The 16463-nt window shown below is 69.5% G+C and carries 16 protein-coding genes; 11 read left to right on the top strand and 5 right to left on the bottom strand.

Annotated elements, in window-relative coordinates; translation table 11 throughout:
• Positions 1-32 precede the first annotated feature (32 nt).
• Genes HDC37_RS09995 through mutM form a run of 4 tightly spaced genes read left to right on the top strand, consistent with a single transcriptional unit; the run spans position 33 to position 2487 of the window.
• Positions 33-611 carry a DUF177 domain-containing protein gene (locus HDC37_RS09995; RefSeq protein WP_257021449.1) on the top strand — a complete coding sequence of 193 codons (579 nt, stop codon included), beginning with the start codon at positions 33-35 and terminating at the stop codon, positions 609-611.
• Positions 612-613: 2 nt separating this feature from the next.
• Complete coding sequence (gene rpmF / locus HDC37_RS09990) at positions 614-823, top strand: 50S ribosomal protein L32 (RefSeq protein ID WP_019179169.1); 210 nt, start codon at positions 614-616, stop codon at positions 821-823.
• A 19-nt stretch (positions 824-842) separates the two neighbouring features.
• Entirely contained in the window at positions 843-1574 is a 732-nt protein-coding gene (rnc, locus tag HDC37_RS09985) for a ribonuclease III (protein ID WP_374939165.1), read from the top strand.
• A complete protein-coding gene (gene mutM / locus HDC37_RS09980; protein ID WP_179560257.1) occupies positions 1567-2487 on the top strand; it encodes a bifunctional DNA-formamidopyrimidine glycosylase/DNA-(apurinic or apyrimidinic site) lyase in 921 nt (306 codons plus the stop codon). The genes rnc and mutM overlap by 8 nt, the downstream gene beginning before the upstream one ends.
• Here mutM and HDC37_RS09975 read toward each other — a convergent pair.
• Both HDC37_RS09975 and HDC37_RS09970 read right to left on the bottom strand, forming a co-directional pair.
• The gene (locus tag HDC37_RS09975; protein ID WP_179560256.1) at positions 2445-3539 is read right to left on the bottom strand and encodes a GNAT family N-acetyltransferase; all 1095 of its coding nucleotides are present in this window, start codon (positions 3537-3539) and stop codon (positions 2445-2447) included. The two genes, mutM and HDC37_RS09975, sit on opposite strands and share 43 nt — an antisense overlap.
• A 58-nt stretch (positions 3540-3597) precedes the next feature.
• Entirely contained in the window at positions 3598-3870 is a 273-nt protein-coding gene (locus tag HDC37_RS09970) for a hypothetical protein (RefSeq protein WP_179560255.1), read from the bottom strand.
• 486 nt (positions 3871-4356) lie between these two features.
• Between HDC37_RS09970 and smc the strand changes: the two genes are divergently transcribed.
• From smc to HDC37_RS09950, 4 genes are all read left to right on the top strand, one after another.
• Positions 4357-7875, top strand: coding sequence for a chromosome segregation protein SMC (smc, locus tag HDC37_RS09965; RefSeq protein ID WP_179560254.1), 3519 nt, complete (start codon positions 4357-4359; stop codon positions 7873-7875).
• 37 nt (positions 7876-7912) lie between these two features.
• Positions 7913-8785: a signal recognition particle-docking protein FtsY gene (gene ftsY, locus HDC37_RS09960; RefSeq protein WP_179560253.1), complete on the top strand. Its 873-nt coding sequence runs from the start codon at positions 7913-7915 to the stop codon at positions 8783-8785.
• A 76-nt stretch (positions 8786-8861) separates the two neighbouring features.
• Positions 8862-9362 (top strand): DUF2004 domain-containing protein, encoded by a 501-nt coding sequence (locus tag HDC37_RS09955; RefSeq protein ID WP_179560252.1) that lies wholly within the window; start codon positions 8862-8864, stop codon positions 9360-9362.
• Positions 9363-9383: 21 nt separating this feature from the next.
• Positions 9384-9812 (top strand): MSMEG_6728 family protein, encoded by a 429-nt coding sequence (locus HDC37_RS09950; protein ID WP_179560251.1) that lies wholly within the window; start codon positions 9384-9386, stop codon positions 9810-9812.
• A gap of 7 nt (positions 9813-9819) precedes the next feature.
• Here the strand turns inward: HDC37_RS09950 and lipA are convergent, their stop codons facing one another.
• Both lipA and lipB read right to left on the bottom strand, forming a co-directional pair.
• Positions 9820-10821: a lipoyl synthase gene (gene lipA / locus HDC37_RS09945; protein ID WP_179560250.1), complete on the bottom strand. Its 1002-nt coding sequence runs from the start codon at positions 10819-10821 to the stop codon at positions 9820-9822.
• A complete protein-coding gene (gene lipB / locus HDC37_RS09940; RefSeq protein WP_179560249.1) occupies positions 10818-11456 on the bottom strand; it encodes a lipoyl(octanoyl) transferase LipB in 639 nt (212 codons plus the stop codon). Before lipB ends, lipA begins: the two co-directional genes overlap by 4 nt.
• A gap of 77 nt (positions 11457-11533) precedes the next feature.
• Here lipB and HDC37_RS09935 point away from each other — a divergent pair, with 77 nt between their 5' ends.
• From HDC37_RS09935 to HDC37_RS17540, 3 genes are all read left to right on the top strand, one after another.
• Positions 11534-12505: a TetR family transcriptional regulator gene (locus HDC37_RS09935; protein WP_179560248.1), complete on the top strand. Its 972-nt coding sequence runs from the start codon at positions 11534-11536 to the stop codon at positions 12503-12505.
• A gap of 61 nt (positions 12506-12566) precedes the next feature.
• On the top strand, positions 12567-14144 hold the full coding sequence (ffh, locus tag HDC37_RS09930; protein WP_179560247.1) for a signal recognition particle protein: 1578 nt from the start codon (positions 12567-12569) through the stop codon (positions 14142-14144).
• 279 nt (positions 14145-14423) lie between these two features.
• Positions 14424-15266, top strand: a complete 843-nt coding sequence (locus HDC37_RS17540) for an endonuclease domain-containing protein (RefSeq protein ID WP_179560246.1) — start codon at positions 14424-14426, stop codon at positions 15264-15266.
• A gap of 12 nt (positions 15267-15278) precedes the next feature.
• Here HDC37_RS17540 and HDC37_RS09920 read toward each other — a convergent pair whose 3' ends face one another.
• Positions 15279-16448 carry a glutamate--cysteine ligase gene (locus HDC37_RS09920; protein WP_179560245.1) on the bottom strand — a complete coding sequence of 390 codons (1170 nt, stop codon included), beginning with the start codon at positions 16446-16448 and terminating at the stop codon, positions 15279-15281.
• Positions 16449-16463 lie beyond the last annotated feature (15 nt).

Below are 16463 nucleotides of genomic sequence, written 5' to 3'. Positions count from 1 at the left end.
GGCGGGTAACATGGTCGCCCGTGACCAGACGGCTGAACGGACCCTTCGTCATTGCGGTGCGAGACATCGTCCGCCGACCGGGCGAGATGCGCGAATTCCACCGGGATCTGACCGTTCCCGAGAAGTGGGGCGAGGGTCTCGTCTCCGTCCCGGCGTCCGAGTCGCTGGAGCTGGATGTGCGACTGGAGTCGGTTCACGAGGGCATCCTCGCGTCGGGAGAGGCGCACACCACCTTCTCCGGCGTGTGCGGACGATGCCTCCGCGAGATCACCGAGGGCGTCGAAGTCGAGTTCCAGGAGCTTTTCGCGTATTCTGGGTCGGAGGAAACTGACTTCGAGGTTCAAGACGACCACGTGGATCTTGAAACTCTGGTCAGGGATGCGGTTGTCCTGTCGCTTCCCTTCCAGCCGGTGTGTCAGCCGGATTGCCCCGGCCTCGATCCGGTCACGGGCGTCCGGCGGGCAGCAGACGCCGAACCGAACGCCGAGCCGATCGATCCACGGTGGGCGGCGCTCCAGGACTACATCGACCACGACGCGGTCAACGCCCCCGGGCCCGAGGACCGCGACGAGAACCCAGCGCCCCGCGCTGAGAACACAGAGAAGAGCTAGCCATGGCAGGTAACCCCCCGAAGCGGAAGGTCTCCCGCTCCAACACCCGTTCGCGTCGTGCGCAGTGGAAGGCCGAGGCCCCCACGCTGGTCAAGACCATCGAGAACGGCAAGGTCGTCTACAGCCGTCCCCACCAGGCGAAGGTCGTGACCGACTCGCAGGGCACGGAGCTGTTCCTGGAGTACAAGGGCCGCAAGGTCGCCGACGTCTGATCGGCCCGTTGCGCATTCGGTGACTCACCGTACCGACGCCACGCCGGCGCACCCGCCGCTGGACGAACTGACACAGAAGCTCGGGGTCGATATCGACCCCGAGCTTCTGTTGCTGGCTCTCACTCATCGTTCCTGGGCGTACGAGCACGGCGGGGTTCCCCACAACGAGAGACTCGAATTCCTCGGCGACGCGATCCTCGGCCAAGCCGTGACCGTCCGTCTGTACACGCGGCATCCCGACCTCGAAGAGGGGCAGCTGGCCAAACGACGCGCGAGCGTCGTCTCCACCGTCGCCCTCGCCGAGGTGGCGCGCCGCATCGGACTGGGAGAGCACGTCCTGCTCGGTCGGGGTGAGGAACTGACCGGCGGACGGAGGAAGGACTCGATCCTCGCCGATGCCACCGAGGCTGTCATCGGCGCCGCCTACCTCTCCGCCGGACCCGATGCAGCCACCGCCCTGGTGCTGCGACTGGTCGAACCGCTGCTGGATGACCCCGAGCGCTACGGCGCCGCTGTCGATCCCAAGACCAGCCTGCAGGAGCTCGCCGCCCGGCGCGGATTCAGCCCGCCCGCCTACGAGATCTCCGCCACCGGACCCGACCACGACCGCGTGTTCACCGCGCGTGTCCGGGTGGGGCACATGGAGGCACGGGGCACGGGGACGAGTAAGAAGTACGCCGAGATGGCAGCCGCCCTCCTGGCGTGGCGCGAGCTGTCGACGCCGAGCGACGCCCGCGGCGTCGATGCCTGAGCTCCCCGAGGTCGAAGTGGTCCGGCGCGGGCTGGACCCGGCGATGCGCGGCGCCCTGATCGAAGGTGTCACCGTTCACGACGCTCGTGCGCTGACCCGTCACGGTGGAGACGCCGTCGACTTCGAAGCAGAGCTGACCGGTCGACGCATCGACGCGGCCGTGCGCCGCGGGAAGTTCCTGTGGTTCCCGCTCCACGGCAGCGACCACGCCGTCGTCGGACACCTGGGCATGAGCGGGCAGATGCTGCTGCGTTCGCCGGGGTCGCCGGTCGAGCGTCACGAGCGGGTGCGTTTCGACCTGCACCCCCCCGACCACGGTGACATCGCCGTCGTGTTCGCCGATCAGCGCACCTTCGGCTCGCTCGCCGTCGATCCCCTCCTTCCCACACCCGACGGCGCTCCCGGGGGCGTCGGATGCGAGCTCGCACGCATCCCGCGTCAGGTGGCGCACATCGCCCGCGACCCCCTCGACCCCGCATTCCGCGACAGGCGGTTCCGCGACATCCTGGCTCGGAAGAAGTCCGCGATCAAGCGTGTGATGCTCGACCAGACGGTGGTCAGCGGCATCGGCAACATCTACGCCGACGAGGCGCTGTGGGCGGCGCGCCTGCATCCCGAGACACCCGCCGACGCGCTGCCCACCCGGCGCGTGAACCGGCTCCTGGCCGAGGTGCGGTCGGTGCTGGAGAAGGCTCTGGCCGAAGGGGGCACGAGCTTCGACGCGCAGTACGTCAACGTCAACGGTCAGGCAGGCTACTTCGCGCACTCGCTCAACGCCTACGGCCGCACCGGCGAGCCCTGCCCGCGGTGCGGCCGTCCGATCGTGCGCGTGTCGTTCACCAACCGGTCGAGCCATTTCTGCCCCCGGTGTCAGCCGGCGACGTCGAGCACCTTCTTCCAGGCGCCGGAGTAGGCGATCGGGCGGAACCCCAGCGCCTCGTTGATGTCGAGCATCGGGCGGTTCTCCTCGGCGTTGTAGGTCAGCACGCGCGGCGACTGCGGGGCGATCTCGCGCCACGACAGAAGTCCCGCGCACTTGACGAGCATCCCGAGCCGGTGTCCTCGGTGCGCCTTCAGAACGAGGGTGTCCTCCTGATGCGAGGCCTCCGTGCGATCCGCGCCGATGACCAGCTCGTTGAACGCGCACAGCTCGCCGGTCGCCACGTGCTGTGCCGCTGTCACCTGGAGCAGTCGGCCGCTGTCGGTGTACCGCGCGTCGTGCAGCGCGATCCGCGCCGCATCCCATGTCTCCTCATCGAACTGCAGATCGGCGGCCGGGGCATCGGTGGACATGCGCGACTTCATCCACGCGTAACCGTCGACCCACTCCGCAGGGGTGGGCGCGAACCACTGCACGACTCGGTAACCCGACGCCGCACGCTGGGCTTCGCGGTGGAGTCGTTCGATCCGATCGAACGGTGCACGAAGGTCCAGGGCGCTGGCCCGTTCGACCTGCTGCAGCGCATACCCGTGCCGCAGGTAGAACCTGGCCGCGTGGTCTTCTGGGATGTCTCCGAAGCCGGTCGGCGCCGCCAGGCGCCGACCCGGAGCCTCGGGATGCTCCGCCCACGACTGCAGAACGGTGCGGCCGTGCGCTCGAGCAGTCTCCTCGACGAGCGCGTAGGCGGTTGAACCGATTCCCCGCCCCCAAACCTCGCGGAGCAGCTCGATCAGCCAGAAGGCCAGCGTCGATCCCTCCTCGTGGGGAAGGTCGACGCCGCAGCGGCCCGCGATGCGCCCGCCATCGCGGACGGTCCAGATCAACCGGGTCTCGTACTCATCGGGCTGGTAGTGGGGAAGCAGTTCCGCCGCGCTGATGCGTTCATCGTCGTGGCCGGAGATCTCCCGGTACACCTGGTTTCTGACCCGCGTCATCTCGATGAAGTCTTCGGCGCCGTCGGCGTCGACGTGCGAGGGGATGGTCAGCGGCCGGATATCGATTCCCGCCGGTGCGTGCGTGTCCATGATGGTCCTTTCGAGAGGTCCGGAGCCGTGCGGGACGGCTCCGGACCGTGATGGGAAGTCAGACGCGAACGGTGCCGAGGGCGAGCTCGCGCCAGGCGGCGTGTTCACGGTGGGAACGGGCGCGGTCGGCGGCGAAGGCGCGTCGGCGCGACCGATCGCGGGCGGCCGACTGACGCCGCGCGGCGCGCAGCAGCAGCCAGAGCCCGAGCCGCAGCTCCGCGCGCTGAAGGCGCGAGGGGGCCGCGGAGGCCGGGACGAGATCGACCTCGGCGAGGAGCCGATGGCGGTCGTCGTCATCGAGGTGGAGGACGGAGACAAGGGGAGCGGACATGATGGGTGATCGCTTTCGTCAGGCGTGGGGCACGAGAGTGCGGATGCCGCAGACGGGAAGGTCGCGGAGGGAAGGCGTCAGAGCGACGCGCGCTGCCGGATCGCTCGAGGGAGCGTCGCTCCGGTCAGCAGCAACGGACGGGTGCCCGACAGGCACACCTGTCCCCTGCGACGGTCAGGCGACGGTGGGAGTGAAGGCGCCGGCGAATCCGGTCACCGACGGGGTGATTCCTGAGAATCGACGCGCGGTGTAGCGCGGATCAATAATGTGCATCATCGGTGACCTCCTTTCGACATCGGACGCGAGCAGTGACATTAGCGCGATCGCGCCGGGGACGTCAAGCGAATCTCCAGAAATGATCGGATTCCGGGCGTGTCGGGACGGGAAGCCGTTCCGATCCGCCCGCCTCAGCGGTATCGGCGGGGGAGTTCGGTAACCTGAGCGGCGCCGCTCCGAACCGCGGGCGTGCAGGCCCGGAGGTTGACGATGCACCTGAAGAGCGTGACGCTCAAAGGGTTCAAATCCTTCGCGCAGCCCACGACGTTCGCCTTCGAACCCGGCGTGACCTGCATCGTCGGTCCGAACGGTTCCGGGAAGTCAAACGTCGTCGACGCTCTGGCGTGGGTCATGGGGGAGCAGGGCGCGAAGACCCTCCGGGGCGGAAAGATGGAAGACGTCATCTTCGCGGGGACGACGACGCGCGGCCCGCTCGGGCGCGCGGAAGTGCGCCTGACCATCGACAACAGCGACGGCGCTCTGCCCATCGACTACACCGAGGTCTCGATCAGCCGCACGCTGTTCCGGAACGGGGCCAGCGAATACGCCATCAACGGCGAGACCTGTCGGCTGCTGGACGTGCAGGAGCTCCTCAGCGACTCCGGTCTCGGCCGCGAGATGCACGTGATCATCGGGCAGGGGCGCCTGGACACCGTGCTGCAGGCCACGCCCGAGGACCGGCGGGGCTTCATCGAAGAGGCGGCGGGTATCTTGAAGCATCGCCGCCGGAAGGAGAAGACCCTTCGCAAGCTCGAGGCGATGGAGGCCAACCTCACCCGCCTGAGCGACCTCGCCGGAGAGTTGCGTCGCCAGCTGAAGCCGCTCGGGCGCCAGGCCGAGGTGGCGCGCGAGGCCGCCACCATCGCCGCGGTGGTGCGTGATGCGAGAGCTCGCCTGCTGGCTGATGAGCTGCTGCGCCTTCGGCAGGAGTTGTCCGGGCATGCCCGCACCGAGAAGGAACGCCTGGCCGAGCGCATGGTGCTCCAGGATCAGGCTCAGAGTGTCCGCACGCGCATCGAGCGACTCGAGAGCGACCAGCGCTCCGAAGCGGTCGATGAGGCCCGTCGCGTGGTGCACGGGCTGGAGCGCGTGCAGGAGAGGCTCCGATCCCTCTACGCCCTCGCCGGACAGCGCATGTCGCTTCTCGCCGATTCGGCCGAACACGACGATGACCGTCGCGGCGTGACCGTCACTCCCGATACGATCGCGCACGCACGCGAGGAGATCGATGTGATCGCGGCCGGTTTGGCCGGGGCGCAGGATGACGCCGCCGCAGCGACGCGGGAGGCGACCCGCGCTCGTGCCGAGCTCGACGCCCTCGACGTCGACATCGCGGAGCAGAGCGCCCTGGTCTCGCAGCACGACATGCGGATCACGGCTCTCCGCGGCGCCGCGGAGACGGCAGCGTCGACCCTGGCGGCAGTCCGCACGGCCGTCGATCGGCAAGAACGCGCGTGGCAGGCGGCCCTCAGCAGACGTGACGAGGCCGAGCAGGCGCTGGCCTCCGTGCATCCGGCAGACGATGAGCCGATCCCCGACCACGCCGCGGAGTACGAGCGGGCCCAGCGAGAGGCGGGCGCCGCAGACGAGGAGCTGGCGGGCCTGCGCGAGCGCCTGCATTCGGCAGAACGCGAACTCGATGCGCTGACAGCCCAGACGGCGGCGATCGACCGTGCCCTCGACATCCGGTCCACTGCCGCCGACATCGTCGCCCGCGGCGGTGCGGGAATCCGGGGCCTGGTGGGTGACTTCGTCCGTGTGGAGGCCGGGTACGAGGCCGCCGTCGCCGCCGCGCTCGGGCCGCTCGCCGAAGCGGTGCTCGTCGACGATCTGCCGGCCGGGTTCGGTCTGGCATCGACGGTTCGCGCCGACGACGCCGGCGCCGTGGACATCGTGGTGGCCGATCCGCCCTGGGGCGCCGAGGCCGCGCCGGATGCCGGAACGGCCCTGACCGCCGCGGCGGTGGTGACGGCGCCTGACGGCGTTCGGGCGCTCCTGTCGGGGGTGGTCATCGCCGCTGATCTCGACGAGGCGGAACGGCTTCTGGCGGACTCGGCGCTCGCGCACGCGACGATCGTCACGCGGGCCGGCGAGGTCTGTCGCGTGAATCGGCTGCGCGCGGGATCGGGCGCTTCCCGTTCTCGCTTGGAACTCGTGGCCGAGCGGGACGATGCCGCGGCCCGGCGGGACGAGCTCATGGTGATCGTCGACTCCCTCCGCGAGGCGCGAGCGGGCGCCGCGGCCGACCTCGACGACAAGCGGCGTCGCGTGCGATCGGCGCTGGAGGCGATGCGTGCCCACGACGCGGCGGTGTCGGCGCGAGCCGAGGAGGTCAACCGGGCGACCGTGCGCTTCGAGGCGGCGTCGGCGGAGTGCGAGCGCCTGGCGTCGGCGCTGGCTCAGGCCCGAGCCGGCGTCGATGAGGCGTCCGATGCGTCGCGCGTCGCCGATGAGCAGCTGACGGCGGCCCTGGAATCCCCGCGTCCCATCCTCGATGCATCGGCGCGCGAGGGCCTGCTCGCCGCGCTCGACGCCGCGCGCGAGACCGAGATGCGCGCGCGACTGGATGTGGAGACCCTCCGAGAGCGGATCCGCGCTCAGGAGTCGCGGGTCGTGCAGCTCGAGAAACAGCGTGAGCGGGAGCAGGCGGCGGCGGCGGAAGCGGCGCGGCGGGCCGTCATGCGCAAGCGCCAGCGCGACGCCGCGGCGGACGTGGCGGGGAGGATTCCCCCGGTCCTCGACGCCGTCGCCCGATCCCTCGCGGAGGCCCGCGACGAGCTCGCCGCCGCCGAGACCGCGCGTACTGCGGTCACCGCAGAGCTCGGCGATCTGCGCCGGGAGGACGCGCGAGTGCGGGAACGGCTGTCTGCGGTAACCGAGGACGTGCACGGCCTCGAGCTGCGCATCCACGAACGTCGGTTGCAGGCCGGCTCCCTCCGCGATCGCGCCGTGTCGGAGCTGGGACTCGAGGAGGATATTCTGATCTCGGAATATGGCCCTGACCAGCCGATTCCAGACCCGAACGACCCGGACGGGGAGGGCACGCCCTTCGATCGCGCCGTTCAGGAGCGAAGGCTCGCCGACGCCGAGCGGACGCTGGCGCAGCTCGGCCGGGTGAACCCGCTCGCGCTGGAGGAGTTTTCGGCACTCGAGCAACGGCATGCCTTCCTGACCGAGCAGCTCGATGACCTGAGCCGGACCCGCAAGGATCTGCTGACGATCATCGAGGAGCTCGACGACCGGATGCGGACGATCTTCCTCGACGCGTTCGCCGACACCCAGCGCGCGTTCGACGAGGTCTTCCCCGTTCTCTTCCCCGGCGGCTCGGGGAGCATCGAGTTGACCAAGCCCGACGACGCCCTCACGACCGGTATCGAGGTGACGGTGCGACCGGTCGGAAAGAAGATCGAACGCCTCTCTCTGCTCTCCGGTGGTGAACGCTCGTTGGCGGCGGTGGCGCTCCTGGTGGCGATCTTCAAAGCGCGCCCGAGTCCGTTCTACATCCTCGACGAGGTGGAGGCGGCCCTCGACGACGCCAACCTGGGGCGGCTTCTCGGTGTGTTCGAGCAGCTGCGCGAGAGCAGCCAGCTCATCGTCATCACGCACCAGAAGCGGACGATGGAGATCGCCGACGCCCTGTACGGCGTCTCGATGCGGCAGGACGGTGTGTCGGCCGTCGTCGGGCAGCGACTGGGTCGGGCCATCGACGGCGAGCGGGCGGCGAGCTGAGCGGAGGCCGGCACGCCCGCGCCCGTAGGCTGGACTCATGGCGGAGAGCTCCTGGTCGTTGGGTCGCGCGTTGCGCGGCATGTTCGTCAAGCCCACGATCGACGAGCAGACGTGGGACGACCTCGAGACGGCACTGCTCACCGCGGACTTCGGCCCCGACATCACCGAGCGCATCGTCGACGAGCTCCGGGAGAAGGTCGATCGATACCGCACGACCGACCCGCGTGATCTGCAGCGGATGCTCAAAGAGACCCTCGAGGAGCACTTCGCGCGCTTCGACACGACCCTGCGATTGACCGAGCGTCCCGCGGTCGTCCTGGTCGTGGGGGTCAACGGCGTCGGGAAGACCACCACGATCGGAAAGTTCGCGAAGTTCCTGCAGCGCTACGGGCGCTCCGTGGTCGTCGGCGCGGCCGACACCTTCCGCGCAGCCGCGGTCGACCAGCTCGCGACCTGGGCCGAGCGCGGCGGCGCGGCGATCGTCCGGCCGCAGCAGGAGGGGCAGGACCCCGCCTCCGTGGCATTTCAGACGATCGACTACGCCAAACGCACCGGAACCGAGATCGTGCTGGTGGACACCGCCGGAAGGCTGCACACCAAGGGCGGCCTCATGGACGAGCTGGGCAAGATCCGCCGTGTCATCGAGAAGCAGGCGCCGATCAGCGAGGTGCTGCTCGTTCTGGATGCGACGACGGGACAGAACGGCCTCATGCAGGCCGAGGCGTTCCTCCAGCACGCGGGAGTGACCGGACTCGTGCTCACCAAACTCGACGGCTCGGCCAAGGGCGGATTCGTGCTCGCGGTGCAGGAACGCACCGGCATCCCGGTGAAGCTCCTCGGTCAGGGCGAGGGAATCGGTGATCTCACCGGATTCACCCCCCACGTTTTCGCCGCCGCCCTCGTGGACTGAGCGGGTTCCGGACCCGATCCGGCCGACGCGCGGTCCGGGTCTATCGCACCGGCCGGGAGGCTGGTTTCATGGGCGTATGGCGATCGAGCACGATTTCTTCGGACTCCTCGAGTCGGGTCCGGACGGTTCGATCTTCTGGTCGGAGAACGTCGAACTCGGGGACCAGTCCGTCACGGTGGATCTGACGGCGCCGGATCAGGACGATGTGTCCCAGGCGGCCCTCGACATCGCCGCGAGCCTGGTGTCCTCCCTCGAGGCGATCGACCGGACGGCGCGCAACGGCATGGTCTCCGAGCTCGATGACCGCACCAGCGAAGTGACGGAGTACATCCTCCAGCAGCAGGAGACACTCGGGGAGGACATCGGGAATCTGCTGGTCGACGTCTCCGGGGATATCCGGATCGACGTGATTCGGTCTCTGCAGCTGATGAGCATGACGATCCTCGCGGACGAACACGGCGGCTCCGACCCGTTCGCCGTCCTGGAGTACGCGCTGGATCCCGACGCCACCGACGACGTGCTGCTGGTGAACCTGGATTCCGCGGGCGACGTGCTCTCGGTCACCAGCGCCGACTGACGTCGCCGTCACGCTGGCCTCGTGCAGACCTTCCTTTCTTACCCGGGGTTCGTCGAATCGGCCCGGGTCCTCGATCGCCGGCGGCTGGGGAAGCAGCGGGTGGAGACCCTGCAGCTGCTCCGCGCCGTCACGATTCCCGATTACGGGTGGCGGAACCACCCGGCGGCACGGATGTGGCGCGACCACCTCCCCGCCCTGGTCGCGTACGGGCTGATCATCACGGATACGTGGATCGCGGGCGGCGGATCAGACACCGTGCGGCCGCTCGTCCTCGCCTTCGCGCCCGAGGTCGAAGGCCTGCCCCAGGACGCGATCCCGATGCCGCCCTGGCTCGGCGATGAGGCGTTCCACCTCGCGCACCGATCCAACCTGATGCGGAAGGACCCCGAACACTACCGGCCCTTCTTCGGCGATATCCCCGACGATCTCCCCTACATCTGGCCGCGTTGAGGCGGGCTCACACCGCTTGCGCGAAGGACACCCCCTCCGAGGCGATATCGCGCGCGAGGTGGGCGAGAACGGCAGGTATCTCGCGGCCTTTGGAGATCATCGACTGCGCCCACAGGCGACCCGCCCGATACGACGAGCGCACGAGGGGTCCCGCCAGCACACCGAGGAAGCCGATCTCCTCCGCAGCCTGCTTGAACTCGACGAACTCGTCGGGCTTGACCCAGCGGTCCACCGGAAGGTGTCGGGGCGAGGGACGGAGATACTGCGTGATCGTGATGATGTCGGTGCCGGCATCGTGCAGATCCTGCAGCGCCTCCAGGACTTCGCCGGGCGTCTCACCCATTCCGAGGATGAGGTTCGACTTCGTGATCAGCCCCGACTCGCGCGCCATCGTCAGAACGCCGAGGGAACGTTCGTAGCGGAACGCCGGACGGATCCGCTTGAAGATCCGGGGGACCGTCTCGACGTTGTGTGCGAAGACCTCCGGGCGGGAGTCGAACACCTCCTCCAGCAGACTCGGTACACCGTTGAAGTCCGTGGCGAGGATCTCGACGCCCGTTCCGGGATTGTCGGCATGGATGCGGCGCACGGTCTCGGCGTGGAGCCAGGCACCGCCGTCCGGAAGGTCGTCACGGGCGACCCCGGTCACCGTGGCGTAGCGCAGCTGCATCCGCTGCACGCTCTCCGCGACGCGCCGGGGCTCGTCGGTGTCGTAATCGGCTGGCTTCCCCGTGTCGATCTGACAGAAGTCGCACCGACGGGTGCACTGCGAGCCACCGATGAGGAAGGTGGCCTCGCGATCCTCCCAGCACTCGTAGATGTTCGGGCAGCCCGCCTCCTGGCACACGGTGTGCAGGCCCTCGTCCTTCACCAGCCCCTGCAGGGCGGTGTACTCCGGACCCATCTTCGCCTTCGTGCGGATCCACTCGGGCTTCCGCTCGATCGGCGTCTGGGCGTTGCGCACCTCCAGTCGCAGGAGGCGCCGGCCGTCGGGTGCCGCCGCGCTCATGCCGCCACCGCCTGCTCGGCGGCGAGGAAGACCTCGGTGACGGTCGGAAGGATGTCGCGGGGCGACGTCTCCACCCCGGTGACCTCGCTGATGGTCGTCACTCCGGCGTCGGCGATGCCGCAGGGGATGATCTGACGGAAGGGTGCGAGGGAGTTGTCGCAGTTGATCGCGAACCCGTGCATGGTGACCCCGCGCTCGACGCGGACGCCGATGGCGGCCACCTTGTCGGTCGAGAGGGGCCGCCTGACCCACACCCCGCTTCGACCGTCCACCTGAAATCCTTCGACGCCGAGGCGAGCGAGGGCCGTGATGAGGAGGCGCTCGAGGCGCCGGACGTGGGCCACGACATCGACGGGCTCCGGGAGGCGGACGATGGGATACCCGACGAGTTGACCGGGGCCGTGCCACGTGATCTTGCCGCCGCGGTCGACGTCGATGACAGGGGTGCCGTCGGTGGGGCGCTCCTGCGGTTCGGTGCGCCTGCCGGCGGTGAAGACCGGCTCGTGCTCGAGCAGCAGCAGGGTGTCCGCCCGCTCTGCGCGCACCACCTCCGCGTGGATACGCCGCTGCAGGTGCCACGCGTCGGCGTAGGGGACGAAGTCGGGGTCGAGCCCCACGGTCATCGTTTCGAGCACGGAGGCGCCTTTCTTGTTGGACCGCGTCCAACAATACGCTTCCTATGCAGCGTGCCCGCGCGTTCTAGGGTGAAGTCATGACTGAGCCGCGCGCCGGGCGTCCGAAGCTCTCGTCTCCTGCGACCATCGCCGAGGCCGCGTGCGAGCTGTTCTTCGAGCGCGGCTACGAGGCGACATCCATCGTCGACATCGCCTTGCGTGCCGGTGTCTCGCGGTCGAGCTTCTTCAACTACTTCACGTCCAAATCGGACATCCTCTGGTCGAGTTTCGACGCGCGGGTGGACGCCCTTCGCACCCGTCTCGATGCGGGGGAGTCGGGCGCGCCGCATGTGCGGACGGCCTTGCGCGCGTTCGCGGCGGGATTCGCCCCCGACACCCTGGCGCTCGCGATGGCCAACGCGAGAGCGATGGGACTCGAGGACGAGTTGGATCGCGAGTCGGCCGTTCGTGCGGCGCGCATCGGCCGATCGGTATCCGCTGCGCTGCAGTCCGGGGCCGACCCGCTCGCGGCAGACGTCGTCGGAGCCGCTGTCGGGGGAGCGGTGCTCGCCGCGGTGCGCGCATGGGCGGCCGCGGGTCCGGGGCGCACCTCGCTCTCGCGGACCCTCGATGACGCCGTCGGGGTCGTCGCGCCCCTGCTGCCGGCGCAGGGGGGTGTGCGTCAACTCCGGTTGGTCGTCCGCTCGGCCGATCTCGACGGGGCGCTGTCGTTCTACCGTGACGTGCTCGGGATGCCCGAGGCTGAGGCGTTCGAAGGCCCGGACGGCGCACGCGTGGCGATCCTCGACGCTGGCCGGGCGACGCTGGAGCTGGCGAATACGGCGCAGGTGCGCCTCATCGATGCGGTCGAAACCGACGGCGTGGAGAGCGACGGGATGCGCGTGGCACTCGAAGTCGGCGATGTCGAAGCGGAGACGCAGGCGCTCGTGCACGCCGGCGCCCGTCTGGAGGCCCCGCCCACCGAGACCCCGTGGCGCTCCCGCAACGCACGGCTCCGGGGCCCCGACGGCGTGCAGCTCACGGTGTTCCAGGAGCTCGGCCCCGAGTGAGGTCACCGGCGACTCCCGCGCGCGAGGGCGCCGCCGACCCACGGCGTAGAATTGCCGGACCATGGCTACCTTCGGCACGCTCTCCGACCGGCTCACTGAGACCTTCCGCAATCTGCGCACGAAGGGCAAGCTCACCCCCGCTGATGTCGATGGGACGGTGCGGGAGATCCGCCGGGCGCTTCTGGACGCCGACGTCGCGCTCCCGGTGGTCAAGGAGTTCACCGCGAAGATCCGCGAACGCGCCCTGGGCGACGAGGTCAATCGCGCGCTGAACCCCGCCCAGCAGGTGGTGCAGATCGTCAATGAGGAGCTCATCGGCATCCTCGGCGGCCAGCAGCGTCGGCTGCAGTTCGCCAAGAACCCGCCCACGGTCATCATGCTTGCGGGCCTGCAGGGATCGGGGAAGACGACCTTCGCCGGCAAGCTGGCCAGGATGCTCGAGAAGGACGGGCACACGCCGCTTCTCGTCGCCGCCGACCTGCAGCGACCGAACGCCGTGAACCAGCTGCAGGTCGTCGGACGCCAGGCCGGCGCCGCGGTGTACGCCCCCGAGCCCGGCAACGGCGTGGGCGACCCCGTGCGGGTCGCGACCGACGGGGTCGAGGTCGCGCGGCGCCAGCAGCACGACGTGGTGATCATCGACACCGCGGGCCGCCTCGGTGTGGATGCGGAGCTCATGAAGCAGGCGGCGAACATCCGCCGGGCCACCGACCCCGACGAGGTCCTCTTCGTCATCGACGCGATGATCGGACAGGATGCGGTCAACACCGCCAAGGCCTTCCAGGACGGCGTGGACTTCACCGGTGTCGTCCTGTCCAAGCTCGATGGCGACGCGCGAGGCGGCGCGGCCCTGTCCGTCGCATCCGTCACCGGCCGGCCCATCATCTTCGCCTCGACCGGAGAAGGACTCGACGACGTCGAAGCGTTCCACCCCGACCGGATGGCCTCGCGGATCCTCGATCTCGGTGACATCCTCACCCTCATCGAGCAGGCGCAGCAGGCGTTCGACGAAGAGGAGGCGCGCAAGGTCGCGGAGAAGATCGCGACCGAGCAGTTCACCCTCGAGGACTTCCTGGAGCAGATGCAGCAGCTCAAGAAGATGGGCTCGATGAAGAAGATGCTCGGGATGCTCCCGGGCATGGGGGGAATGAAGCAGCAGCTCGACGACTTCGACGAGCGTGAGATCGATCGCACCGAGGCGATCATCCGTTCCATGACACCGGGGGAGCGGCGCAATCCGAAGGTCCTCAACGGTTCCCGGCGTCTGCGCATCGCCCGAGGGTCGGGGATGACGGTCACCGACGTCAACCAGCTCGTCCAGCGCTTCGAGCAGGCCGCGAAGATGATGAAGACCGTCGCCCGCGGCGGTGTGCCCAACATCCCGGGCATGGGCCCGGTGCCGGGCGCGGGGCGCCCCGGCGCGTCGGCCAAACGCGGCAAGCAGCAGAAGCAGAAGGGGTCGCGGTCGGGGAACCCCGCGAAGCGGGCGGCCGAGAACGCGGGGATCGCCGCGTCGGCACCCGCCTCGCCCACGGGGACCGGGTTCGGCCTGGGCGGCGGGGCCGGCGCCGGAGGAGCGGGCGGCACGCCGAGCGCCGAGGATCTCGCCGAACTCCAGAAGCTCCTCGGCCGGGGCTGACCCCGTCCCCTCACCCCTCACCCCTCACCCCTCACCCTCGCCCTCACCCCCTGGCCCGGGCACGAGAACAGGAGATGAGCGTCGGATCAGGATGATCCGCGGTGATTCCGCCTGATCTCGCGCGACCTTCCTGTTCTGACGTACGCACGAAACGGCGCACGCCGGCTGCGAGCCCACGGACGGCTGCCACCTCTCCTGCACACCGGCTCGTCGAGCCGACTCGTCCACAGATCCGCCCCCGGGCCGCGGGAGGCGGTGCGTGCGCGGCACGCTGACGACGTGGATCACGCACGGCGACTCGAACGGTGGATCGACGACCGCGGTGGACTTGCTCACGCCACGGACGTGCGCGAGGCCGGTTTCGGGCGTCGGGCCGTGGATGGTGCCGGCGCGCGAGACCTCGTCCGACGACTCCGACGAGTCTGGCTGTACACGCGGAAGGCGGAGGCGGAGGAGCTGGCGGCCGTCCGCGTGGGCGGGAGAGTGGCGTGTATCAGTGCCGCCCGACGCGCCGGGCTCTGGGTGCCGGACGCACCCGGCGCCCACGTGGCGGTGCCACCGAACGCGTCGCGCCTCGAGAGCAGCGGGCTGATCCTGCACTGGTCGATCGGACCGGCTCCGGAATCTTCCCGGACGGTCGTGGAGTCGCTCGTCAACATGCTGTTCCACGTCGCGGGCTGTCAGCCGCGCGCGGAGGCGCTGAGCGTGTGGGAGTCCGCCCTGAACCGCGGACTGACGACCGTCGAGGTGCTGCGCGCGGTGACATGGCGATCAGCGTCAGCCCGTGCACTGGTCGACGCCGCGGTGATCCTGTCCGACTCCGGGCTGGAGACGTTCGTCGTGCACCGGCTGCGCCCCCTCGGGCTGCGCATGACGCAGCAGGCGGTTCTGGACGGACGTCCCGTCGACCTCCTCATCGGTGAGCGTCTGGTGGTCCAGATCGACGGGAAGCACCACCTCGACCCGGTGCAGCGACGACGTGACATCGCGGGTGACGCACGTCTGGTCCTCCGCGGCTACACCGTCCTGCGGTTCGACTACGCGCAGATCCTCTTCGCCTGGCCGACGGTCCTCGATGCCATCGTGACCGCCGTGGCACAGGGGCGCCACCGTCCGGCGTGAGCCGACGACCGTTCAACCGCCGACGCTCAGTGAGGCCAGGTGCTCGCGCAGCGTCGGACCGGCGCGGAACTCCCGGATGAGGTGATGCACGACCTCCCGCAGATCGCCGCCGGCGGCCTCGGCGACCAGCAGCTGACGGGCGTAGCTGGCACCGCCGGCGAGGATGCGCTCGAGCCCCGCGAATTCCCGCGCGCACTTGAGTTCGACGGCGATCTCGGCCACCTCGTCGAGCGTGGCCGCCAGATGATCGCGCACGGGCACCTGGGTGCCCTCGCGGTCGACGATGACCCGCGCGTCCAGTCCATAGCGCGCGGCGCGCCATTTGTTCTCCCGCACGAACCACGGCTGGATGCCGGTGAGTTCTCCGCCCGCGTCGAGAACGCGCGAGAAGTGCTCGACCATGACCTGCACGAATGCGGCCACCGCGGCGAGCTCGGGAAGCGTCGACATGCCGTCGCAGGCCCGCACCTCGATGGTCCCCCAGCGGGGCGCGGGTCGGATGTCCCAGCGCACCTCGGTGGCATCCTCCATCACCCCCGTGGAGATCATGTCGTCCAGGTAGTGCTCGAACGCCGCCCAGTCGGGAAGCGGCCACGGCAGCCCCGCCGTCGGCAGCTGCTGGAAGACCAGCGCCCGGTTCGAGGCGTACCCTGTGCGCTCCCCGGCCCAGAAGGGGGAGGAGGCGGAAAGTGCCTGCAGGTGCGGAAGGTACACGGTCAGCGCATTGATGATCGGGAAGACCTTGGCCACGTCCTCCACGCCGACATGCACGTGGATGCCCCAGATCATCATGTTCCGGCCCCACCACTGGGTGCGCTCGATGAGGCTGTGGTAGCGGGTCTTGTCGGTGACCTCCTGGTTGTACCACTGCGCGAACGGGTGACTGCCCGCGCACAGCAGCTCGATGCCCCGGGGGTCGGTGGCCGTCCGCACCGCCGCGATCGCATCGCCGATGTCATCGACGGCGGCGGCGACGGTGTCGCCGATCCCGCTGGTGAGTTCGATCGTGTTCGTCAGAAGCTCTTGGGTGATGGTGTAACGCTCGAGCGCTGCGTCCTCGCCCAGCGCATCGAGAACCTCGGGCGCCCGGGGCACGAGGTCGCCCGTCTCGCCGTCGGCGAGCATCAGCTCCCATTCGATCCCCACGGTGGACCGGGCCGACCGGGCGAAGGGCTCCGTCATGCGCCCAGTGTGGCA

The sequence above is a fragment of the Microbacterium sp. AK009 genome (genome assembly GCF_013410955.1).
Taxonomy (GTDB): Bacteria; Actinomycetota; Actinomycetes; order Actinomycetales; family Microbacteriaceae; genus Microbacterium.
This window is presented reverse-complemented; position numbering and strand designations above follow the sequence as displayed.